The 23750-nt window shown below is 32.5% G+C and carries 17 protein-coding genes and 1 pseudogene; 8 read left to right on the plus strand and 10 right to left on the minus strand.

Annotated features, from left to right (window positions below):
- Positions 1-108: 108 nt before the first annotated feature.
- The 3 genes from B4I81_RS05790 to B4I81_RS05800 form a co-directional block, all read right to left on the minus strand.
- Complete coding sequence (locus B4I81_RS05790) at positions 109-3195, minus strand: efflux RND transporter permease subunit (protein WP_291108652.1); 3087 nt, start codon at positions 3193-3195, stop codon at positions 109-111.
- 38 nt (positions 3196-3233) lie between these two features.
- Entirely contained in the window at positions 3234-4292 is a 1059-nt protein-coding gene (locus tag B4I81_RS05795) for an efflux RND transporter periplasmic adaptor subunit (protein WP_291108654.1), read from the minus strand.
- A gap of 198 nt (positions 4293-4490) precedes the next feature.
- Entirely contained in the window at positions 4491-7025 is a 2535-nt protein-coding gene (locus B4I81_RS05800) for a DUF559 domain-containing protein (RefSeq protein WP_291108656.1), read from the minus strand.
- A gap of 141 nt (positions 7026-7166) precedes the next feature.
- Between B4I81_RS05800 and B4I81_RS05805 the strand changes: the two genes are divergently transcribed.
- The gene (locus B4I81_RS05805) at positions 7167-9236 is read left to right on the plus strand and encodes a M1 family metallopeptidase (protein WP_291108658.1); all 2070 of its coding nucleotides are present in this window, start codon (positions 7167-7169) and stop codon (positions 9234-9236) included.
- 33 nt (positions 9237-9269) lie between these two features.
- On the opposite strand, the gene B4I81_RS05810 is transcribed toward B4I81_RS05805, so the two are convergent.
- Positions 9270-9794, minus strand: a complete 525-nt coding sequence (locus B4I81_RS05810; RefSeq protein WP_291108660.1) for a hypothetical protein — start codon at positions 9792-9794, stop codon at positions 9270-9272.
- Between the two features lie 169 nt (positions 9795-9963).
- Here B4I81_RS05810 and B4I81_RS05815 point away from each other — a divergent pair, with 169 nt between their 5' ends.
- Both B4I81_RS05815 and B4I81_RS05820 read left to right on the plus strand, forming a co-directional pair.
- Positions 9964-12300, plus strand: a complete 2337-nt coding sequence (locus B4I81_RS05815; protein WP_291108681.1) for an ATP-dependent helicase — start codon at positions 9964-9966, stop codon at positions 12298-12300.
- A gap of 30 nt (positions 12301-12330) precedes the next feature.
- Positions 12331-12951: an L-threonylcarbamoyladenylate synthase gene (locus tag B4I81_RS05820; protein WP_291108662.1), complete on the plus strand. Its 621-nt coding sequence runs from the start codon at positions 12331-12333 to the stop codon at positions 12949-12951.
- A gap of 51 nt (positions 12952-13002) precedes the next feature.
- On the opposite strand, the gene B4I81_RS05825 is transcribed toward B4I81_RS05820, so the two are convergent.
- The 4 genes from B4I81_RS05825 to B4I81_RS05840 form a co-directional block, all read right to left on the minus strand.
- A complete protein-coding gene (locus tag B4I81_RS05825; RefSeq protein WP_291108664.1) occupies positions 13003-13839 on the minus strand; it encodes an OmpA/MotB family protein in 837 nt (278 codons plus the stop codon).
- 70 nt (positions 13840-13909) lie between these two features.
- Complete coding sequence (locus tag B4I81_RS05830) at positions 13910-14905, minus strand: glycosyltransferase family 2 protein (RefSeq protein ID WP_291108666.1); 996 nt, start codon at positions 14903-14905, stop codon at positions 13910-13912.
- Between the two features lie 4 nt (positions 14906-14909).
- Entirely contained in the window at positions 14910-15299 is a 390-nt protein-coding gene (locus B4I81_RS05835) for a hypothetical protein (protein WP_291108668.1), read from the minus strand.
- Between the two features lie 2 nt (positions 15300-15301).
- The gene (locus B4I81_RS05840; RefSeq protein ID WP_291108670.1) at positions 15302-15748 is read right to left on the minus strand and encodes a type I restriction enzyme HsdR N-terminal domain-containing protein; all 447 of its coding nucleotides are present in this window, start codon (positions 15746-15748) and stop codon (positions 15302-15304) included.
- Positions 15749-15810: 62 nt separating this feature from the next.
- Between B4I81_RS05840 and holA the strand changes: the two genes are divergently transcribed.
- The 5 genes from holA to B4I81_RS05865 all read left to right on the plus strand — a co-directional run bounded on the left by holA (position 15811) and on the right by B4I81_RS05865 (position 22206).
- Positions 15811-16815: a DNA polymerase III subunit delta gene (gene holA / locus B4I81_RS05845; protein ID WP_291108672.1), complete on the plus strand. Its 1005-nt coding sequence runs from the start codon at positions 15811-15813 to the stop codon at positions 16813-16815.
- A gap of 77 nt (positions 16816-16892) precedes the next feature.
- The gene (locus B4I81_RS05850) at positions 16893-17075 is read left to right on the plus strand and encodes a CAL67264 family membrane protein (RefSeq protein WP_026725732.1); all 183 of its coding nucleotides are present in this window, start codon (positions 16893-16895) and stop codon (positions 17073-17075) included.
- Between the two features lie 58 nt (positions 17076-17133).
- Entirely contained in the window at positions 17134-18825 is a 1692-nt protein-coding gene (gene ettA, locus B4I81_RS05855) for an energy-dependent translational throttle protein EttA (protein WP_291108675.1), read from the plus strand.
- 150 nt (positions 18826-18975) lie between these two features.
- Entirely contained in the window at positions 18976-19911 is a 936-nt protein-coding gene (locus B4I81_RS05860; protein WP_291108677.1) for a fibronectin type III domain-containing protein, read from the plus strand.
- Between the two features lie 99 nt (positions 19912-20010).
- Entirely contained in the window at positions 20011-22206 is a 2196-nt protein-coding gene (locus B4I81_RS05865) for an ATP-binding response regulator (protein ID WP_291108679.1), read from the plus strand.
- A gap of 10 nt (positions 22207-22216) precedes the next feature.
- Here the strand turns inward: B4I81_RS05865 and B4I81_RS05870 are convergent, their stop codons facing one another.
- Positions 22217-23470 (minus strand): DEAD/DEAH box helicase, encoded by a 1254-nt coding sequence (locus tag B4I81_RS05870; protein ID WP_111567167.1) that lies wholly within the window; start codon positions 23468-23470, stop codon positions 22217-22219.
- Between the two features lie 71 nt (positions 23471-23541).
- Positions 23542-23750, minus strand: a pseudogene (locus tag B4I81_RS05875) (arginase); the annotation flags it as partial.

Consider the following 23750-nt stretch of genomic DNA (forward strand, 5'->3'; position numbering starts at 1 on the left):
GCAGATTCGCAGATTTTTTTTTAGTATTGGTTTTTATTTGAATACGTATATTGATTATGTTGATTCAAATTATTCTTTTTATTTTAATTTGCGAATCTGTGGTTTATTTTATTTCTCTAAAGCATCTAAATTATCAAATTCTGGTCGGTGTTTTTTAGCTCTTGACCACATTAAATAAATGGCTGGAATTACAAATAAAGTTAAGATTAATGAGAACATCGTTCCGCCTACAATTACAACTCCCATTCCCATTCTACTTGCCGAAGCTGCTCCAAGTGATAAAGCAATAGGTAAAGCTCCTAAAGCAATGGCTAAACTTGTCATTAAAATTGGTCGTAAACGCGCTTCCGAAGCTTCTAAAATGGCATCGTATTTCGATTTTCCTTGTTCTCGAAGTTGGTTCGCAAATTCGACTATCAAAATTCCGTTTTTGGTTACGAGTCCAATCAGCATGACGGTTCCAATCTGACTAAAAATATTCCATGTTTGACCAAATAACCATAGCGAAAATAACGCTCCAGCTACCGCCATTGGTACAGTTAGAATGATGATAAATGGGTCAATAAAACTTTCAAATTGTGCGGCTAAAATCAAATAAATTAATAATAATGCCAATCCGAAAGCGAAAGAAGTATTGGAACTACTTTCTATGAAGTCACGTGATTCACCACCTAAATCGGTTGTAAAAGTATCATCTAATACTTTTTCTTTGATTTCATCCATCGCATTGATACCATCAATCATACTTTTTCCAGGCGCTAAACCTGCAGAAACCGTTGCCGACATGTAGCGATTGTTATGGAATAATTGCGGTGGATTACTTTGTTCTTCTACCTCAACTACGTTGTCTAATTGGATTAATTCACCTGCTTTATTCTTAACGAACATTGAAGTTAAATCCAATGGAGCATCGCGGTCTTTTTCGTCAAATTGTCCAATAACTTGATATTGTTTTCCATTTTGCATGAAATAACCAAAACGTTGTCCACTTAATGATAATTGTAAAGTTTGCGCTACATCTAAAACCGAAATTCCTAAACTTTCTGCCTTTTCACGATTAATGGTTACGTTAATTTCAGGTTTATTAAATTTTAAGTTCACATCTACATTCGAGAAAGTTTCGTTTTTACTCGCTTCTTCCATGAATTGTGGAATCTTTTCTCTTAATTTTTCAAAATTTGGTGCTTGAATAATGTATTGAATTGGCAAGCCACCACGTCTGTTTACTGAAATGGTTGGTTGTTCCGAAACGTTAACTTTGGCTTGTGGATATTTTTTGGTCCATTTGTTTAAATCGTCCACAATTTCTTTTTGTGATTTTTCACGTTCACTTGGGTCTACCAATGCTAAACGAACTCTTCCTGCATTAACAGAAGACGACATAAAACCTGGTGAAGTGATTACCAATGCTACTTTCTTTTCTGGAATAGAATCGTTAATTAATTTGGATAAATCTTCCATAAAACGATCGGTATATTCGTATGTTGCACCTTCTGGAGTAGTTACACTAATAATTCCTAAACTTCTATCATCGTAAGGAGCAGTTTCTTTTGGAAGAATGGCAAAAAATAACACAATCAATCCGATACAAGCTCCGATAATTGGGAAACTCAACCATTTTCTTTTTAAGAAATTAGTTAATGCATTGGCATATCCAGTATTTAAGCTTACGAAGAATGGTTCTGTAGCTTCATAAAATTTGGTTTTCTTTTGTTCGCCACCTTTCATTAAATACGCATTTAACATTGGTGTTAAAGTCAAGGATACAAAGGCGGAAATTAATACGGCGGCACCAATGACGACACCGAACTCTCTAAACAATCGTCCCACAAATCCTTCCAAGAAAATAATGGGTAAGAAAACGGCAGCTAATGTTACCGAAATCGAAATTACAGCAAAGAATATTTCATTCGAACCTTTGATAGCTGCCTCGATAGGCGACATACCTTCTTCAACTTTTTTGAAGATGTTTTCGGTTACTACAATTCCGTCGTCAACTACTAATCCTGTGGCTAAAACGATGGCTAATAGCGTTAAAACGTTGATAGAGAAACCACACAAATACATTATAAAGAAAGTAGCAATCAACGAAACCGGAATATCAATTAAAGGTCGGAATGCGATAGACCAATCTCTAAAGAATAAGAAGATAATGATGATTACCAAAATAACAGAAATTGCTAATGTTTCCGCAACTTCAACTACTGATTTCTTAATGAAAATAGTATTATCCAAAGCAATATCTAATTTGATGTCACTCGGTAAATCTTTCTTTAATTTATCAACTTCGGCATAAAATTGTTCGGCAATTTCTAGGTAATTCGTTCCTGGTTGCGGAATAATAGCCACAGCCACCATTGGATTACCTGATTCGGTAAACTTGGTTTCTAAATTTTCGGAAGCTAAAACTGCATAGCCAATATCGCTTAAACGAACGGTTTTATTCGCATCAGCTACAATGATAATATCGTTGAATTCCTTTTCTGTAGATAAATTTCCAAGGGTTTTTACCATTAATTCGGTATTGGCACCTGTTAATTTTCCTGAAGGTAATTCTACATTTTGTTTGTCTAAAGCATTTCGAACATCGGCAACCGTGATACCATAAGCGTTTAATTTTATCGGATCCATCCAAATTCGCATCGAATAACGCTTTTGTCCCCAAATTTGTACGCTACTCACACCAGGAATCGTTTGAATTCTCTCGGAGATTACGTTTTCAGCATAATCACTCAATTCTAATGCATTTCTAGTTTGACTTTGAACAGTCATCGAAATAATCGCATCAGAATCCGCGTCTGCTTTAGCAACTACTGGTGGCGCATCAATATCTTGCGGTAAACTTCTAACAGCTTGCGATACTTTATCACGCACATCGTTAGCCGCTTCTTCTAAGTTTTTCTCTAATTTGAATTCGACTGTAATATTACTCGAACCTTGATTACTTGAAGACGTAATATTTCGAATACCATCAATGGAGTTAATAGCTTTTTCAAGTGGTTCGGTGATTTGCGATTCGATAATATCGGCATTAGCACCGGTGTAGTTTGTTCGAACGTTAATTACGGCTGGATCAATCGATGGGAATTCGCGAACACCCAAATAACTAAAACCTAAAATACCAAAAAGGATAATCAGTAAATTGATTACAATGGTAAATACGGGTCTTTTTATACTTAAAGTAGATAAACTCATTTTAAATTTAGAAGTTTGAAATTAGAATTTAGAAAAGCTTATTTTACTTTTACTTTGATATCAGCATCATCTTTTAGAGCCATAACGCCAGAAGTTAGAATTGTATCTCCTGATTTTACGCCTTGCGTAACGATTACATCTTTATCCGTTCTGGCGATAGTTTCTATTTTTACTTCTTTTGCTTTTCCATTGTTGGCAATATAAACTACTTTTCCGTCTTGAACAGGAACAACCGCTTCTGAAGGAATTTGAATGGCACCTTTGATATTTTTTAGAGGAAGTTCGATAGTAGCAAAGGTTCCTGCTAAAAGTTTTCCATTCGGATTTTCGGCAATGGCTCTGATTTTTAAGGTTCGAGTGGAAGTTTCAATTTCAGGTTCGATGGCGTAAATTTTAGCTGTAAATTTTTCAGTATTATTTGGAATTGTGAATTGGATATTAGTATTGTTTTCTACTTCCGAAGCATATTTTTCAGGAATAGAGAAACTAATTTTTACTTGATTCGCACTAACCAATTTGGTGATTAGGGTAGTAGGAGTTACATAGGTTCCAGGAGAAATATTGCGTAAACCAATTTTTCCCGAAAATGGTGCTCTAATAGTTGTTTTAGCAATTTGCGCTTGAATCAATTGTGTTTGTGCTTTTAGACTTCTGTATTCAGCACTAGCAATATCGTATTCTTCTTGCGAAATCGCTTCTTTTTGTAATAGTAATTTAGCTCTTCTTTCATTTTCAGAAGCTAAACTTTGACGGGTTTGAGCTTGCGAAAGTTGGGCACGAAGTTCAATATCGTTTACTTTCAATAAAACCTGACCTTTACTCACGTTAGTTCCTTCTGTGAAATAGATTTTCTCCACAATTCCAGAAACTTCGCTTCTAATTTCCACATTTTCGTTAGCTTCAATAGAACCAGAAAGTGAAATGGTATTAGCAAAATTAGTTTCTGAAACGACTATGGCATCGACCATCATTGGTGGTTTTTTATCTCCTTTTCCACCGCCTTTTTCAGATTCAGCACTGTTTTTTGTAATTCTATATCCAATTAAACCAACAAGAGTTAAAGTGAGTAGCGTGATGCTTATAGTTTTTATTTTCATAATATGATATGCTTCTTAATGATACAGCTACAAAGTTAAGTTTTACAAAATAATTACAACTTTAACTTATCATTTATTTAACATTGTTGTAGATACAAATGTTTTAAAAATTTGAGATTTATTTAAAAAAGTTACGAAATAGGTGTTGAAATTTACTTTTTGTTATAATTTTCTACACTTCATTACATTAAATGAAATTTAGCTAATGTAATTCCAAATCGTTTTCTTTTTGCTTAACTCAATAAATGCTTCTCGAAGTTTTGCATGTTCAGGCTTTTCCATTGGAGCATCATCTTTTAGCAATTTGATAGCGTGATGACGCGCCAATTGTAAAATTTCTTTATCTCTTACCAAATCCGCAATTTGAAGATTTAAAACACCACTTTGTTGTTTACCCATAATATCCCCTGGACCACGCAATTTTAAATCCACTTCCGAAATTTCAAAACCATCATTAGTACGAACCATCGTTTCCATTCGGATTTTACTATCGTTACTGAGTTTATGACTTGTCATTAAGATACAATAACTTTGTTCAGCACCACGACCTACACGTCCACGTAACTGATGCAATTGCGATAAGCCAAAACGTTCTGCACTTTCAATTACCATAACAGAAGCGTTTGGAACATTCACCCCAACTTCAATCACAGTCGTTGCGACCATAATATTGGTTTTCCCTTCCGAAAATCGTCTCATTTCTTCATCTTTATCGGCTGGTTTCATTTTTCCGTGAACGATAGAGATAGAATATTGCGGTAAAGGAAAATCTCTTGAAATACTTTCGTAACCATCCATCAAATCTTTATAATCCATTTTTTCCGACTCTTGAATCAATGGATAAACGATATAAACTTGGCGTCCTTTCGAAATTTCATCTTTTAAGAATTTCCAAACTTTCAATCGGTTCGAATCATAACGATGAACGGTTTGAATCGGTTTTCTACCAGGTGGTAATTCATCAATGACTGAAATATCTAAATCACCGTACAAACTCATAGCTAAAGTTCGTGGAATTGGAGTAGCGGTCATGACGAGAACGTGAGGTGGAATAGCCCCACCTACCTCCCCAGAAGGGAGGCTTTCCAAGATTGCGGATATTTTATTTAATGTGTTTTCCGTATTATTAATGACTTCTTCATTAGTGAAACGAATAACTTTAAAACCAATTTCATTTAGTATTTGAGTACGCAATTCATCAGCTTCTTTTTGTTCAAAAGTATTGTGATAACCACCGTCAACTTCAATTATTAGATTTTTTTCTAAACAAACAAAGTCAGCAATAAAAATATCTATAATATGCTGTCTTCTGAATTTGTACTTGAGATTTTTATTTCTCAAAAATTCCCAAAGAATATTTTCTGCTTGTGTGCCATTTTTTTTATTATCTTTTTTAAGATTTTTTAAAAGCGCATAGGTTGAAGGGCGTGCTGTTTGATATTTTTGTATTACACGTTCCGTTTCCCCTCTTTTGGAGGGGTTAGGGGAGGCCTTTCCCCAAAGTTTAGAACGTTGTTCCACACCAAATCTGTGTTGCTCATCAATAATCGCTAGGCCTAAATTATGAAATTGAACTTTATCTTCTAACAAAGCATGCGTTCCAATTAAAATATCCAAAGTACCATTTTCGAGTTCTTCGTGGATAATTTTTCTATCTGAAGTTTTAGTTGAACCCGTTAATATTTTTATATTGATATTAAGTTCTTTAGCTAATTCAGTAATTCCGTTAAAATGTTGATTGGCTAGAATTTCGGTTGGCGCCATTAAGCAACTTTGAAAACCATTATCTTTTGCCAAAAGCATGCACATTAACGCTACGATAGTTTTTCCAGAACCTACGTCGCCTTGTAATAAACGATTCATTTGGGCGTTGCTGCCTAAATCATTTCGGATTTCTTTTAAAACGCGTTTTTGGGCATTAGTTAAATCAAAAGGTAGATGATTTTTATAAAAATTATTAAAGTTTTCACCCACTTTTTCAAACGGCATTCCTTTGATTTTATGCTTGCGAATGAGGTTCTTCGTAATCAATTGCAATTGAATGAAAAACAATTCTTCAAACTTTAATCTGAATTGCGCTTTTGCCAATAAATCTTGGCTTTTTGGAAAATGAATATTGAATAAAGCCGCATTTTTTGGAATCAATTTTAATTCATCCAAAAGATAATTCGGAAGATTCTCTGAAAACAAAGCTTGGGTTTCTACAAACAATTGTTGCATCATTTTATTGATGACTTTGTTCGAAATTCCTTTGTTAGCTAATTTTTCCGTACTTGGATAAACCGGTTGCATTGCCGAACGAAGACTGGCTTTGTGTTCTTCCAACAATTCCATTTCGGGATGCGCCATGTTGTAAGTTGCGCCAAATTGGGTAACTTTTCCAAAAATCACATACGGAATATTGATTTTGATGCTTTCTCGGATCCATTTTTGACCTTGAAACCATACGAGTTCCATTTGTCCGGTTTCATCTACAAAAGTCGCAACCAATCTCGATTTTCCTTTTCCTTGCTCAACCGTTTTAATATTGATGATTTTTCCAACGATTTGAACTTCAGAATTGCTGTTTTGCAGTTCGTTAATTCTGTAATAGCGAGTTCTATCAATGTAACGATTGGGGAATAAATTCAGTAAATCGACATATTTATGAATGCCCAACTCCTTGCGCAATAAATCGCCACGCTGCGGACCAACGCCTTTGAGATATTCTATGGGAGTTTCGAGTAAATTCATTTATTATTATTTATCGTAGTGACAAGTCGCGACTTGTCTGTACTTATGTGTGGATTCAAAAGCGAAGATAGTTTATAATTTGTTAATTTAGAAATCGGAGAAATTGAAAATGTTTATATTCGTACTTTATTATATTCCATTATGATGTTTCGTATTCTTTTAGTTTTGTTTTTTATTAATTTATCTTTTGCTCAACAAATTGATAAAGTTGATTTTATCAAATGTGATGCTTCTGTTTCTCCAAATCATGCTGAGAAATCAATTTATGGTGATGTGGTTTATGAATTTAAAATAAAAAAAGCAATCGATACCATTAAAATTGATGCTAAAAGCATGGAATTTTCAAGGGTTATGATCAATGGAAAATCCGTAAAATTCAAGAATTCAGGAAAAACATTGGATTTGTTTGAAGGTTTTAAAAAAGGAAAAAACAAACTAACATTCAGCTATTCCGCAAAACCAAAACAAACACTTTATTTTACAGGAGAAGGAGAAAATCTTCAAATTTGGACACAAGGTCAAGGACGTTACACGAGTCATTGGTTGCCGAGTTTTGATGATGTAAATGAAAAAGTGATTTTTAATTTGAATGTTTCATTTGACCCAAACTTAACTGTAATTTCCAATGGTATTCATCAATCAACAGTAGTTTATCCGCCACTTTCAAGTCAAAATAATATTTGGAATTTTAGAATGAAGAAACCCATGTCATCTTATTTGGTAATGTTAGCTATTGGAAATTTTGCAAAACAAACTTCAACCACTAAATCTGGAACACCTTTAGAATTTTATTTAGATAAAAATGATATTTCGAAATTTGAACCTACGTATCGCTATTCTAAAGAACTATTCGATTATTTGGAGCAAGAAATAGGAGTGAAGTATCCTTGGGGCATTTACCGCCAAGTTCCCGTTCGTGATTTTTTGTATGCGGGAATGGAGAATACAACTTCTACGATTTTTGCCCAAGATTTTGTGGTAGATGAAATAGGGTTTAACGATAGAAATTATGTAAATGTCAACGCACATGAATTAGCCCATCAATGGTTTGGTGATTTGATTACGGCGAAGTCTGGAAAACATCATTGGTTGCAAGAAGGTTTTGCTACGTATTATGCGTTATTAGCAGAACGTCATTTGTTTGGAGATGATTATTTCTATGAGGAATTAAACGATTATGCCGAACAATTGAAACGGGCTTCTAAAACCGATACGATTCCCGTAATGAATGAAAAGGCGAGTTCGTTGTCGTTTTACAAAAAAGGCGCTTGGGCATTACATGTGATGCGTGAAGATATTGGTGCAAAGAACTTTCAAAAAGCGGTAGTGAAATATTTAAAGAAATACCAATACAAAAACGTGAACACGGATGATTTCTTGAAAATTGTAAAAGAAGTTTCGGGTTATGATGTTGAAAATTTCAAAAAAGTTTGGTTAGAAAAGTCTGGATTTGAAATGGAAATTGCTCAAAAATATCTTTCTAAAAACAAATTCATTCAAGATTATTTTGCTTTGAAGAAAAGTAAAAAATCATTAGCTGAATTGACAGAAATTCTGAAATCAGAAGCGTATTATCCAATCAAACAATACATTGTTTATCAAACGCGAAATATTCCTTTTGAAGAACGAAAAGTCATTTTAGAAACTGCTTTAGCAACAAATGATATTTTGGTACGAAGAGCCGTTGCGGAATCAACACCTGTAGTTCCAGAAGCATTTAAATCGCAATATGAAACTTTGTTAAAAGATAATTCGTATCAAACGAAAGAAATAGCCTTAACTAATCTTTGGAAAAACTTTCCTGATGAACGTTTGCGTTATTTAGAACAAACCAAAGAGATTGTTGGAAATAATGATAAAAGTTTCCGTTTGACTTGGTTAGCTTTAGCAATGAATACAGAAAATTTGCCGGAGCAAGTGAAAGCTACTTCGTATAATCAATTGTTAGGTTTTGCTTCTGAAAATTATGAAAGTTCTGTTAGACAAAATGCTTTAGAATTGTTATTACAACTAAATCCGAATGATGAAAAAGTAATTGAGTTATTGTTTAAAGCAACGGTACATCACAAATGGCAGTTCACTAAGTTTGGAAGAGACAACGTTCGCTTATTACTCAAAAAACCAGAATACAGAATTCTAGTTGAAAAATTAGCGTCGACTTCAGATGAAATCATGAAAGAGTTGTATTGGAAGTTCTTAAACGAAAAATAAAAAAAATCCCGAGCTTCAACTCGGGATTTGTATTTAAAAAACTCTTTTCAATTCTTCTTTCAAATAGCTAATTCCAATTGTACTTGGAGCTTCATTTTCAGTCATTTCTATCATTATGGCTTCTCTCAATTTATCAGCACTTGAAATATCTTCCCTAACTGCATTTTTACGAATAATTTGTACCGTACTATTTTTAGCTTTCAACACAATGTCCCAAGTTTCTGAAGTTAAATATATTTGTTGTGTTAAATTGTGCTCATATTCTGTTTGAATGTGATGAACTAACAAGGTAGCGTAATCATCTTTTGATTGACTAATTGGTGCTACACGTAACAAGAGTTGCGCAGGGTTAATTCGCTCTAAAAATAAAACCATACGCTCATACGCTTGCAATCGAATTGGTAAGGCTTGTTTTTGATTTTCTCTTAACAATTCAAATTTACGTTTGCTTTCTTCACTGTTATAAAACTTTTGCATCATTACAAATGCAACACCTCCCGTAATAAAAGCGGGTAATGTGTATGCTGCAATTTCTAATAATTTATCTTCTATGGCCATTTTTAATTAATTTAAATATGTCGCAAATTAAGATTAAAAAAATTAAAATTCAAATAGATTTTCTTTTGTTGGTATTATCTTAAAAAGAGTTGATAACTTCTTTTGTATTAACACTAATCAAAGTGTATTTTTGTAAATTAGTTAAAAGTTATGGAATTCTATGAATGAAATGCAGCGTTATATTAGCCAATTGAATGAAGCACAACAACTTCCGGTTTTACAAAAAGACGGACCTATGATTGTGATTGCAGGTGCAGGTTCTGGAAAAACCCGAGTGCTAACTGTTCGTATTGCTAACTTGATGAGTCAAGGTGTGGATGCATTTAATATTTTGGCGTTAACGTTTACCAATAAAGCTGCACGTGAAATGAAAAAGCGTATTGCTGATATCGTTGGAAATAACGAAGCTAAAAATCTTTGGATGGGAACTTTTCACTCTGTTTTTGCCAAGATTTTACGTATTGAAGCTGAAAAGCTAGGTTACCCTTCTAATTTCACGATTTACGACACACAAGATTCGGTGCGATTGATTGGGGCCATTATCAAAGAAATGCAATTGGACAAAGATATTTACAAACCAAAGCAAATCTTAGGGCGAATTTCATCTTATAAAAACTCCTTAATCACAGTAAAAGCCTATTTCAATAATCCCGAGTTACAAGAAGCCGATGCTATGAGTAAAAAACCGCGTATGGGCGAAATTTATCAACAATACGTAGAGCGTTGTTTTAAATCGGGTGCGATGGATTTTGATGATTTACTATTGAAAACCAATGAGTTATTGAGTCGTTTTCCAGATGTTTTAGCAAAATATCAAGATCGATTTCGATATATTTTAGTAGATGAGTACCAAGATACGAATCATTCACAATATTTGATTGTTCGTGCTTTATCCGATAGATTCCAAAATATTTGTGTAGTAGGTGATGATGCGCAAAGTATTTATGCTTTCCGAGGTGCAAATATCAATAACATTTTAAATTTCCAAAAAGATTACGACAACGTACAAATGTACCGTTTGGAACAAAATTATCGTTCTTCGAAAAATATTGTAGAGGCTGCGAATAACGTAATTGATAAGAATAAAACCAAGTTAGATAAAATCGTTTGGACATCGAACGATGATGGACCAAAAATAAAAGTTCACCGCAGTTTAACCGATGGTGAAGAAGGGCGTTTTGTAGCGGCAACTATTTTCGAACAAAAGATGCAACACCAAATGTTAAATGGACAATTTGCGATTTTGTATCGAACCAATGCGCAATCTCGTGCTATGGAAGATGCGTTACGTAAACGCGATATTCCGTACCGAATTTATGGTGGTTTATCGTTTTATCAACGTAAGGAAATCAAAGATGTTTTAGCCTATTTGCGATTGGTAATTAATCCAAAAGACGAAGAAGCTTTGGTTCGTGTGATTAATTATCCAGCCAGAGGAATTGGAGATACAACGGTTGAAAAATTAACGGTTGCCGCCAATCATTACAAGCGTTCTATTTTTGAAGTAATGGAACACATTGATAAAATTGATTTGAAACTAAACGCAGGAACAAAAGCTAAATTGAATGATTTTGTGACGATGATTAAAAGTTTTCAAGTCATTAACGAAAATCAAGATGCGTTTTTCTTAACTGATCATGTTACGAAGAAGACAGGATTAGTTCAAGAGCTTAAGAAAGACGGAACTCCAGAAGGAATTGCGAAAATTGAAAATATTGAAGAATTACTAAACGGTATCAAAGACTTCACCGAAGGTCAAAAAGAAATCGACGGAGCAAGAGGTGCGTTAGCCGAATTTTTAGAAGACGTAGCATTAGCAACCGATTTAGATAAAGATACTGGTGATGACGATAGAGTAGCACTTATGACGATTCACCTGGCAAAAGGATTAGAATTTCCACATGTGTTTATTGTGGGATTAGAAGAAGATTTGTTTCCAAGTGCCATGAGTTTGAATACAAGAAGCGAATTAGAAGAAGAACGTCGTTTATTTTACGTGGCTTTAACGCGTGCCGAGCATCAAGCGTATTTGACGTATGCACAATCGCGTTACCGTTGGGGAAAATTAGTAGATAGTGAACCTTCGCGTTTTATTGAAGAAATTGATGATAAATATTTAGAATATTTGAATCCGGTAGACACGGGTTATCGTTACAAACCAGTTATGGATATTGATGTTTTTGGCGATATTGATAAATCGAAATTACGTTTATCTAAACCAACCGCAGGAACACCACCAAAAAGCCCCCTAACCCCCGAAGGGGGAATAAATATTCCGAATATTAGAAAACTAAAACCTGTTTCTAATAATAAAAATGGAAGTAAGGCTAATTTGTTTGATAGTAGTTTAGCTGTTGGTAATATCGTAATGCACGAACGTTTTGGAAAAGGACAAATCGTAAACATCGAAGGAGTAGGAGCAGACAAAAAAGCCGAAATTCGTTTTGATGTAGGTGGTTTGAAAAAGTTGTTGTTGCGATTTGCTAAGTTGGAAGTTATAGGATAGAAGTTTAAATTAACTTGAAACAAAAATAAGATGTCAGAAATAATTAAAATATACGAAGACAAACCCAGTGAAGCCGCAATTAAAAAAGTGGTTGCCGTTTTAAAAAATGGAGGTTTAGTCATTTATCCAACAGATACTGTTTATGGTTTAGGTTGCGATATTACCAATTCTCGTGCGTTGGAGAAAATTGCCAAAATTAAAGGCATTAAATTAGAAAAAGCCAATTTTTCCTTTGTTTGTTCTGATTTGAGTAATCTTTCTGATTATGTGAAACAAATTGACACATCGACTTTTAAAATCTTAAAACGTGCTTTACCCGGACCTTACACGTTTATTTTACCAGGAAATAACGATTTACCAAAAGAATTCAGAAAGAAGAAAACCGTTGGTATTCGTGTTCCAGATAATAACATTGCTCGTGAAATTGTAAAACTATTAGGAAATCCTATTGTTTCGACATCCATTCATGATGAAGATGAGGTAATTGAATATTCAACCGACCCAGAATTGATTTTTGAAAAATGGCAAAATAAAGTAGATTTGGTTATTGATGGCGGTTACGGAGATAACGTTGCTTCAACCATCATTGATTTAACAGGCTATGAACCAGAAGTTATTCGTGAAGGAAAAGGAAGTTTGGATATATTATAAAATAAAAACACCTCAATCACTTGAGGCGTTTTTTTATACTTTAAAGGTAAATTATTTCCCTTCTAAGTTTTTCATTTCCTTTTCTAACATATCGTAGAATTGGTCAATTTTTGGCATAATGATGATGCGCGTTCTTCTGTTTTTAGCTCTGTTTGCAGGAGAATCGTTTTCTACTAAAGGAATGTACGAACTTCTTCCAGCTGGAATTAATTGTTTTGGACTAACACCTAAGTCTTTATGTAAAACTCTTACGATTGAAGTGGCTCTTTTTACCGATAAATCCCAGTTGTCTAATAAAACTGCATTTTTAATTGGCACATTGTCTGTGTGACCTTCTACCATACATTCGAAGTCTGGTTTGCTGTTGATTACTTTAGCCACTTTTGCTAAAACACCTTTTGCTTTATCACTTACTTCGTAACTTCCCGATTTGAATAATAAATTATCAGCAATCGAAATCATCACAACTCCTTTTTCAACATTGATGTTAATGTCTGGATCGTCGATTCCTACTTCACGCTTTAAACTTGTAACTAGAGCCAATGTTACACTGTCTTTTTTAGTTAAAGCGTCTTGTAAACGTGTGATTTTTAAATCTTTCTCTTTTAAACTTTCTAAAGATTTTTCCAGATTTTCAGCACCTTTGGTAGTTAACGTAGTTAAATTCCCCATGTTGTTAATTAAATCGGTATTGTTTTTCTTTAAGAAGTCAACTTGTTGTGCTAAAGCTTCTCTTTCAGTCAAACACGTATTTAATTTTACGGTTGCTGTGTTTAATAAATCTTGAATTTCTTTGTTTTTAGCTTCTAATTCCGTGTATTTCTTTTTTGAAACACAAGAACTTAATGAAATAGCAGCTACTGTGGCGAATAACATTACTCTTCTCATACGATACTTATTTTTTTACAAAATTAAATGGAAATTGTTAAAAAATAGCTTTTTTAAACCTAAACTATTGTTAAAAAAGGTCAGCAAAGACCTTGCCATTCTTGATAAAATAACGATAAACGATACTATTTGTTTTGAAGTAATTTGATTTTTGAATTGCACCTCTTTTCTTATAAAATTGATTTGCAAGATGATAATAATAAAAATGAGCCTTTAAAATTGCCCAACAATGTGTGAATTTCCCTTTCAAAATAAATTGAATTCCCGCTAATCCATCTAAACACAATCGCATTAAAAGGATTGGGAACAATTGATTTTTCGGTAAATTCTTGGTTAACATCAACAATGAATTTCTGAAATTTAAAAAGGTTTTTCTCGGATTTCCTTCGTTTAAAGTAGCACCACCAACGTGATACACTATTGATTTTGGAGTGTATTTTGTTTTGTAGCCCAAATTAAAAGCCCTCCAACACAAATCAATTTCTTCTTGATGCGCAAAGAAATCATCATCAAAACCATTTAATTTGCGATAAACATCTTTTCGGATAAAGAAACAAGCTCCGGTAGCCCAAAAGATTTCGATTTCATCATCATATTGATTTTTATCTTCTTCAACCGTATCAAATATTCGTCCACGGCAAAACGGATAACCAAATTTATCAATAAAACCACCAGCGCCACCAGCGTATTCAAAATGCGTTTTCTTTTTGAAATCTAATAACTTTGGTTGTATGATGGCAGTCTCGGGTTGGTTTTCAAAGATTTCTATAATAGGGGTTAACCAATTTTCGGTTACTTCAATATCAGAATTTACTAAAGCGTAGTATTCTTCTTCTACAAACTTCAAGGCTTCATTATACCCTTTTGCAAAGCCAAAATTGCCCGTGTTTTGAATGATTTTAACCGATGGGAATTGGTTTTGAATCACTTCAATTGAAGTGTCAGTAGAAGCATTATCAGCTACATAAATAGTAGCTTCATCAGAAAACGCCATTACCGAAGGCAAAAACTGTTCTAACAATTTGGCTCCGTTCCAATTTAATATGACTACTGCTATTTTTTTCAAGTGCTTATTGATTAAGAAATTGTTGAATTTTTATTTTTTTATTATTTCGTTCAAAAGAATATGAGTTTGAAATTTCATCTACCAAATCAAGTAATTCTAACGCTTTTGTTAAATGTTTTTTTGATGAATTCATTTCAATTAGCAAATCAGCTAATTTTTCCAGATGATGCTCATTAAAATTAAAATTAGAAAGGTATTTTTTCATTTCAATATTTGAAAGTGAAACAAAATGAGGTAAATCAAAATCTAATTCATTTTTAAACTCATTTGTTACTAAATCAGCTGCTTCAATAGAATTTTCTGTCGAATTTCCATTCAAAAAATTTGCTAATAAACGTTGTAGAAAATATCCTAATTTTTCAATTTCAGCTTGTATTAAATCGCGTTTTTCCATGGCTAATTTGAATATTCAGGAAGTTCTTTCAAGAAAACATATTTCTCATTTTCAAAATCCATTTGGCAAAAATAATGATTTAGTCCGTTGGTCACCATTAAATATTTCGCTTTTAAAACTAAGTTATAACGAGCAATTTGGTCAAATGTTTGTTGGGAAATAGGAACTTCAGGTGCTTTGCATTCGATTAATAAAAATATTTCTCCATTAGGTTCAAAAACAACACCATCATAACGTTTACTTAAATCGTTAATTTTAATTAATTTTTCAACGTTAATATACGATTTTGGATACTTTTTATCTTGCAACAAAAACTGAACTACGTGTTGACGCACCCATTCTTCGGGTGTAAGAAGAATAAATTTTTTTCTAATTTCATCAAAAATAGACACTTTATTTTCACTATTTTTGAACCGAAAGGAATAAACTGGAAAGTTCAACTTTTGCATGAAACAAAAATAGTTATTTTATACTAACTGCCAACTGCTACTGAACACTGAATACTTAAAAAATGGATGAAGTAATTCAAATTACAAAAGATATAAAAGCCGGAAACATCAAACCCATTTACTTTTTTATGGGTGATGAACCTTATTATATTGATAAATTAACTGAATTTATTGAACAAAATATCTTGCAAGAACACGAGCGCGATTTTAATCAAACGATTTTATATGGTAGAGATGTTACGATGGAAGATGTGGTTGGAAATGCTAAACGGTATCCTATGATGGCTGATCGACAAGTAGTGGTTGTTAGAGAAGCTCAGGAATTATCACGTCATATCGAAAAGTTAGAAGCTTATGCTGAAAATCCGCAGCCAACAACAGTTTTAGTTTTTGCTTACAAATACAAAACTTTAGATAAACGAAAAAAAGTAACGAAACTTTTAGATAAAGTCGGAGTAGTTTACGAAAGTAAAAAAATGTATGAAAACCAGGTTGGTGATTGGATTAAACGCGTTTTATCTGGACAAGGTTATAGCATCGAACCAAAAGCAGCCGCTATCTTAGTAGAATTTTTAGGAACGGATTTATCTAAAATCAATAATGAATTAGAAAAACTAAAAATTATTCTTCCTAAAGGACATACGTTTACACCAAAAGATATTGAAGAAAATATCGGTTTTAGTAAAGATTACAACAACTTTGAATTACGAAAAGCTATTGGCGAAAAAGACCAATTGAAAGCTTATAAAATTATCGATCATTTCTCTCAAAATCCAAAAGACAATCCAATAGTGGTTACAACAGGATTAGTATTTGGTTTCTTTTCGCAATTGTTACAATATCACGGATTAAAGGATAAATCGCAGTTCAATGCGGCTAAAGTTTTAAAAGTGAGTCCTTATTTTGTTAAAGATTACGAAGTAGCATTTCGAAATTATCCCATGAAAAAAGTAAGTGCTATTGTGGCGGCTTTGCGCGATATTGATGTTAAAAGTAAAGGTGTAGGCGCTTCCTCTATGACGCAACACGATTTATTGAAGGAAATGTTGATTAAAATTTTCAATTAATACAAAGTATAAAAAGTTTTAAAATTTGTACCTTCGCAGTCCTAAATTTACAAAACTTTAGTTAAAAATATTGAATTATGGGAATGAATAAAAATACAATTTTGGCTTGGGCCACTTTCATTATGATTTTAATGGGATTATTATTGATTGGCTTAGGAATTTATAGATATGCCGATGTTGCAGGTTGGGGATTTTCAGCTGTTGGTGTTGGTTTCTTTGCTATTGCTTGGGTTTTTAATGCCTTGAAAGGTAGAGTGTAAAAAAAGAGAAAAGTAAAAAGTACAAAGTTTTAATAATCATAAATCAAACATATTATATATGTCAGACGATAAGAAAGTCATTTTCTCCATGCAAAAAGTAAGCAAAGCTTACCAAGGAAGTGACAAACAAGTATTAAAAAACATCTATTTAAGTTTCTTTTACGGAGCCAAAATTGGGATTTTAGGTTTAAACGGTTCCGGAAAATCTTCGCTATTGAAGATTATCGCTGGAGTAGATAAAAACTATCAAGGAGATGTTGTTTTTGCACCAGGATATTCAGTAGGATATTTAGAACAAGAGCCAAAATTAGACGAAACTAAAACCGTAATTGAAGTAGTTCGTGAAGGAGCTGCGGAGATTTTTGCTTTATTGGAAGAATTCAACAAAATCAACGACGATTTTGGTTTACCAGAAGTTTATGAAGATGCCGATAAAATGCAAAAACTAATGGATCGTCAGGCAGAATTACAAGACAGAATTGATGCTTGTGGTGCTTGGGAAATTGATAATAAATTAGAAATTGCAATGGATGCGCTTCGTACTCCAGATTCTGATACGCCGATTAGTGTATTATCAGGAGGAGAAAAACGTCGTGTAGCTTTATGTCGTTTATTATTACAACAACCTGATGTATTGTTATTAGATGAGCCAACCAACCACTTGGATGCGGAATCGGTACTTTGGTTAGAGCAACATTTACAACAATATGCTGGAACTGTAATTGCTGTAACGCACGATAGATATTTCTTAGATAACGTTGCGGGTTGGATTTTGGAACTAGATAGAGGAGAAGGTATTCCATGGAAAGGGAATTATTCTTCTTGGTTAGACCAAAAATCAAAACGTTTAGAACAAGAAGAAAAAGTTGCATCCAAACGTAGAAAAACATTAGAACGTGAGTTGGATTGGGTACGTCAAGGAGCAAAAGGACGTCAAACCAAACAAAAAGCTCGTTTACAGAACTACGATAAATTATTGAATGAAGACCAAAAAGAATTAGACGAAAAATTAGAAATCTACATTCCAAACGGACCTCGTTTAGGAACAAATGTTATTGAAGCTAAAAATGTAGCAAAGGCATTTGGAGATAAATTGTTATACGATGATTTAAATTTTGTATTGCCACAAGCGGGAATTGTTGGAATTATTGGTCCAAATGGTGCTGGTAAATCAACCATTTTCAGAATGATTATGGGAGAAGAAACTCCAGATGCAGGTTCGTTTACTATTGGCGATACCGTAAAAATTGCTTATGTAGACCAAACTCATGCTAATATAGATGTAAATAAATCGATTTGGGAAAACTTCTGCGATGGTCAAGAATTAATTATGATGGGCGGAAGACAAGTAAATTCGAGAGCGTATTTATCTCGTTTTAATTTTGGTGGAAGCGATCAAAACAAAAAAGTAGCTACTTTATCGGGTGGAGAACGAAATCGTCTTCACTTAGCTATGACATTGAAAGAAGAAGGAAACGTGTTATTACTGGATGAGCCAACCAATGACTTAGACGTTAATACTTTACGAGCTTTAGAAGAAGGTTTGGAAAACTTTGCAGGTTGTGCAGTTATTATTTCGCACGACAGATGGTTTTTAGATAGAGTTTGTACTCATATTCTAGCTTTTGAAGGTGATTCTCAAGTATATAGTTTTGAAGGAAGTTTTACAGAATACGAAGAAAACAAACGTAAACGCCTTGGAAAAGATGTAACGCCAACTCGTATAAAATACAAAAAATTAACACGATAAACATTTGTTATAAAATCCTGATTTAGTCAGGATTTTTTTATTTATATAATTTATTAAAGTTTTAATGTTTTTATTAGGTTAATTGTTTTTTTTTTTTTGTTTTGTGTGTATTTTCTTTGAAATACCCTTAACTATTAAAAAAATCAATTTATGAAGACAACAATTAAAATTTTACTCTTATTTGCTAGCGTATTTCTGATTTCAGCTTGTTCAAGTGAAGAAAGTGGGGATTCATGTGGAAAAATTACAATTGAAAATTACACTACTGAACCTACAACAATTTACGTTCTATTTAATAAAAGAAACAATGTAAATTCTACAAGAATTGAAATTGGACCAACTGGTTTTAATCAAGGAACAGGAAGAGTTATTACAACTTCTGATAATACAGTGTATTTTGAGAATTTGAATCCAAGTACAACTTACGATTTATATTTTACAGGTATTTGTAGTGATAGTAATGAAAGTGTTGTAACAAAATTAAGTAGTATCACAACCGATCAAGGTCAATGTACAGGTGTCGCATCGGCAACATTTTCTCAGTCGACAGGAACTAGTGTAACTCTAAGTTTAAGTTACAACAGTTCTAGTCCTTCTTATTATGAGGTTGAATATGGACCAGTTGGATTTACTCTAGGTTCAGGTACAAGGGTAAACACGAGTACACAATTTATCTCAAACAATATCACATTAAGTGGTTTCCAATCTAATACTACATATGATTTTTATGTAAGAGCCGTTTGTAGTTCGGCTGCTCCTACAGACACAAGTAATTTTATTAAATATACTTATACAACTGTTAGTAGTTGCCCTGCTCCAATAAATTTAAATTCTTACATTACATCAGGAACTTGTTCAACAGGAGCTACGAGAATGTTTACTTGGGACAGTAGTATAAATGCTCAAAATTATACAATCTGTGTAGTAAGAGCTGGTGATCAACCAAGTTATACGTCAAATGCTTTTACAACTTCAACAACTTCTAAGAGTTTGTCAAATGTAACATGTTCTTTTATAGGTTTTTATGTTAGAGCTAATTGTTCAGCTACAGAGAGTAGTTCATGGTCAGGTCCATATTATTTTTAAATAAATAGTAAAAGAAACATTTGTTATAAAATCCTGATTTAGTCAGGATTTTTTTTTATTTTAGTAGTTCTTAAAATCAATCCTATTTAAAACAGTTACATGATAACTTATAAGCGGTTTTATTTTGTTTTATTTTTCTATTTATCTTTTATTTTAGGATTTGCACAAGATACAAATTCAAGAAGAAAAGAGGCTAATGAGTTATTAAAACAAGCTGGTAATAGCTTTTTAAAACTTGATACAAAAAAATCTTTAGATTATGCTCAAAAGGCATTAATTACTGCTACGAAGAATAACGATGATTTAATTGCATCTAAGGCTTACAATCTTATAGGTCTTAATTTTGAAGAGTTCTCCGATTATCAAAAAGCAATTGAATATTACAATAAGGGTTTAGTTTTAGCCAATAAAGTTAATAACGATACGGTTAAAGGTTGGTTAAACAATAATTTAGGTAATGTTTATTGTTATAGAAAAATCGATTTTCAAAAAGGAATTAAGCATTATAAAGAAGGGTTAAAATATTCAATTCAACATAAAGATGAGTATGAAATTATGTTTTCAAAGTTGAATATTGGAAGTGCTTACTTTGCAGTTGAAGATTTTAGTAATGGTATTCAGTATTTTAATGATGTCAAAGACTATGTCGATAAAAATGGAGATATCGAATCGAAAATCTCGTTGAATTCAAATTTTGGTTTATATTACAATAGTTTAAATAATAACAAAAAAGCAGAAGAGTATTATTTAAAGGCAGTTAACTATTGTGAGCAGAATGATGTTGAGTTAATTAAATCTAACGCAAGTGATGTTTATAATGATATTTCAAACTTTTATTATAAAATTAAAAATTTCGAAAAAGCGCATTTCTATCTTTTAAAACACGATGAATTACAAGATAAGATTTACAATGAAGAACGTTTAAATGATGTTAAGGTAGGTGGATTACAAATAGAACACGATGAGATTAATAGAGAAATTGATCAAATAAAAAAAGAGAAAGAGATTCAAGCTGAAAAACTTCAGGCCAATCGAGTTTTTGTTATTCTATTAGGGGTCATCTTTTTTATTTTGATGCTTTTGCTATTATCTTTGATTAGAAATAATAAAACAAAAGCTAAAGCCAATATAGATTTAAAAGAAGCCAATATTGCATTATTAGAAGCTAAAGAAAAAGCAGAAGAAGCATCACAATTAAAAACGCAGTTTATTTCAACCATAAGTCACGAATTAAGAACGCCTCTTTATGGAGTAGTTGGAATTACTGATATTATTTTAGACGAACATAAAGAATTAAAAAACAGCCCGCATTTAAAATCCTTAAAATTTTCTGCTAACTATTTATTGTCATTAGTAAATGATATTTTAAAAGTTTATAAAATTGAAGAAAACCAAGTAGTTTTAGAAGATATGGTTTTCAATATCCAAGACGAATTAACGGTTATAAAAGATTCGCTTCACTTTTTGGCCATTAAAAATAACAACCAAATTTTCATTGAAGTTGATAATTCAATCCCAGAAGTTTTAGTTGGAGATAAAATTCGCCTTTCTCAAATTTTTATAAATTTACTCAGCAATTCACTAAAATTCACCTATAATGGTAAAATAATTGTGAAAGCTAAAACACTTCAAATAGTGGGAACAAAATATCATATTCAATTTCAAGTTATTGATAATGGTATAGGAATAGCCAAAGAAAATCAAAATAAAGTTTTTGAAAAATTTGTACAAGTCTATCGTAAAGAAGATGATTATCAAGGAACAGGATTAGGATTAACTATCGTAAAAAAATTAGTTGAATTATTCCAAGGAACAATTCATTTGGAAAGTGAAGAAGGAAAAGGAACAACAATAACCTTTACACTACCTCTAGATTCAAATATTTCTAAAGTAAATGCAATAATTAATAATTTAGCCGTAGATGTTTCCGTATTGAAGGAATATAGGATTTTAGTAGTTGAAGACAATAAAATCAATCAAGTTGTAACAAAGCGATTATTAGAAAATAATAATTTTAAATGCGATATTGTAGATAATGGTTATGAAGCATTAGATTTAGTAGATAAAATACATTTTGATGCCATTTTAATGGATATTAACATGCCAATTATTAATGGTTTCGAAACATCTAAATTGATTCGAGAAAAAGGAATAACTACTCCAATTATTGCTGTAACAGCTTTTGATAAACAAGATATTGAAGAAAAAATAATAGAAGCACAAATTGATGAAGTAATTGTAAAGCCGTTTGAAGGATACAAACTTTTTACAACTATTAAACGTTTAAGCAAATAAAAAACGTTGGTTAATACCAACGTTTTTTGTTTTTCTTTGAAGCATCCGATTTTCTTGATTTTGAATTCGGATTCATCTTATTTTTATTTCTTAAATCCGGTTTTGCATCTGGATTTTTAACTTCATCTTTCCATTCATATGGATGATCGGTAATCACTTTGACTTTCATTCGAATTAATTTCTCAATGTCTTGCCAATAGGGTTTTTCGTCTTTTCCACAGAATGAAATCGCCAATCCTGAATTTCCAGCACGACCTGTACGACCAATTCGATGCACATAGGTTTCTGAAATATTTGGAATATCAAAGTTAATTACGAATGGAAGTTGTTCGATATCAATTCCTCTTGCCGCAATATCGGTAGCGACTAAAATATCGATTTCTTTATTTTTAAACTGCTCTAAAACTCTTTGACGTGCATTTTGAGATTTGTCTCCGTGAATAGCTTCAGCTTTAATACTTGCTTTTTTCAACACTTTTACAATATTGTCAGCACCGTGTTTCGTTCTGGTAAACACTAAAGCATTACTCAAGCTTTCCTGAATAATTAACTGTTTTAAAAGTAAACGTTTTTCGTCTTTGTTAACAAAATATACTTTTTGCGTTACATTTTCAGCCGTACTCGAAATGGGTGTAACCGAAATGTATTTTGGTCGTGTTAAAAAAGTATCCGCTAATTCTCTAATGGCTAAAGGCATCGTTGCAGAAAACAATAACGTTTGGCGGTTTTCAGGAGTTAATTTGATGATTTTCTTTACATCATTAATAAATCCCATGTCTAGCATTTGATCGGCTTCGTCTAAAACCAAATGATGCATGTGATTCAAATCGATAAAACCTTGTTTGTGTAAATCTAAAAGTCTCCCTGGAGTTGCGATTAATACATCAACACCCATTTTTAACTCATTTACCTGAGGCACTTGATTTACACCACCAAAAATTACTAATGACTTAACATTGGTATATTTTCCGTATGTTTTAAAACTTTCGTCAATTTGTATAGCTAATTCTCTAGTAGGAGTTACTACTAAAGTTCTAATATGTTTTGCTTTTTTTGCCGAACCTACAATTCGGTGAATTAAATTTAGGATTGGAATGGCGAAAGCACCTGTTTTTCCTGTTCCAGTTTGAGCACAAGCCACTAAATCTTGTCCTGCTAATATTTCAGGAATGGCTTGTTCTTGAATAGGAGTGGGGTTAGTATAGCCTTCTTCTTCTAAAGCTTGTTGTATATTGTTAAATAATTTTAATTCGTTAAATGTCATAAATAATTAATTTTCCTATCAAATAAGTTCGATAAGAGTACAAAGATAGTGTTATTTTAAGCAAATTGGTTTTATCCCATTTTTGCTTTCATGAAATCGGTGATTAATGAAGCTATTAATTTACCGGTTAAATGATTATTTTTAGAATCATCGAGCGCAGGAGCCCCTTCACAAATATGAAAATAGGATGCATTTTCATGTTTTCCAAAAAAGTAAGTAAAATGTCTTGCTTTATCAACACTAAAACCGCTTAAAGTCATGGCACTTGAAGGAATGTTTG

The organism is Flavobacterium sp. UBA6195 (assembly GCF_002422095.1).
In the GTDB taxonomy this organism is placed as follows: domain Bacteria; phylum Bacteroidota; class Bacteroidia; order Flavobacteriales; family Flavobacteriaceae; genus Flavobacterium.

What these genes read in the sequence shown, in the direction of transcription:
- B4I81_RS05815 (WP_291108681.1), top strand. Translation starts at nt 9,964, where the DNA reads ATGCAGCGTTATATTAGCCAATTGAATGAAGCACAACAACTTCCGGTT.
- B4I81_RS05795 (WP_291108654.1), bottom strand. Translation starts at nt 4,292, where the DNA reads ATGAAAATAAAAACTATAAGCATCACGCTACTCACTTTAACTCTTGTT.
- B4I81_RS05870 (WP_111567167.1), bottom strand. Translation starts at nt 23,470, where the DNA reads ATGACATTTAACGAATTAAAATTATTTAACAATATACAACAAGCTTTA.
- B4I81_RS05865 (WP_291108679.1), top strand. Translation starts at nt 20,011, where the DNA reads ATGATAACTTATAAGCGGTTTTATTTTGTTTTATTTTTCTATTTATCT.
- B4I81_RS05850 (WP_026725732.1), top strand. Translation starts at nt 16,893, where the DNA reads ATGGGAATGAATAAAAATACAATTTTGGCTTGGGCCACTTTCATTATG.
- B4I81_RS05805 (WP_291108658.1), top strand. Translation starts at nt 7,167, where the DNA reads ATGATGTTTCGTATTCTTTTAGTTTTGTTTTTTATTAATTTATCTTTT.
- B4I81_RS05825 (WP_291108664.1), bottom strand. Translation starts at nt 13,839, where the DNA reads ATGAGAAGAGTAATGTTATTCGCCACAGTAGCTGCTATTTCATTAAGT.
- B4I81_RS05790 (WP_291108652.1), bottom strand. Translation starts at nt 3,195, where the DNA reads ATGAGTTTATCTACTTTAAGTATAAAAAGACCCGTATTTACCATTGTA.
- B4I81_RS05840 (WP_291108670.1), bottom strand. Translation starts at nt 15,748, where the DNA reads ATGCAAAAGTTGAACTTTCCAGTTTATTCCTTTCGGTTCAAAAATAGT.
- ettA (WP_291108675.1), top strand. Translation starts at nt 17,134, where the DNA reads ATGTCAGACGATAAGAAAGTCATTTTCTCCATGCAAAAAGTAAGCAAA.
- B4I81_RS05820 (WP_291108662.1), top strand. Translation starts at nt 12,331, where the DNA reads ATGTCAGAAATAATTAAAATATACGAAGACAAACCCAGTGAAGCCGCA.
- B4I81_RS05800 (WP_291108656.1), bottom strand. Translation starts at nt 7,025, where the DNA reads ATGAATTTACTCGAAACTCCCATAGAATATCTCAAAGGCGTTGGTCCG.
- B4I81_RS05835 (WP_291108668.1), bottom strand. Translation starts at nt 15,299, where the DNA reads ATGGAAAAACGCGATTTAATACAAGCTGAAATTGAAAAATTAGGATAT.
- holA (WP_291108672.1), top strand. Translation starts at nt 15,811, where the DNA reads ATGGATGAAGTAATTCAAATTACAAAAGATATAAAAGCCGGAAACATC.
- B4I81_RS05860 (WP_291108677.1), top strand. Translation starts at nt 18,976, where the DNA reads ATGAAGACAACAATTAAAATTTTACTCTTATTTGCTAGCGTATTTCTG.
- B4I81_RS05810 (WP_291108660.1), bottom strand. Translation starts at nt 9,794, where the DNA reads ATGGCCATAGAAGATAAATTATTAGAAATTGCAGCATACACATTACCC.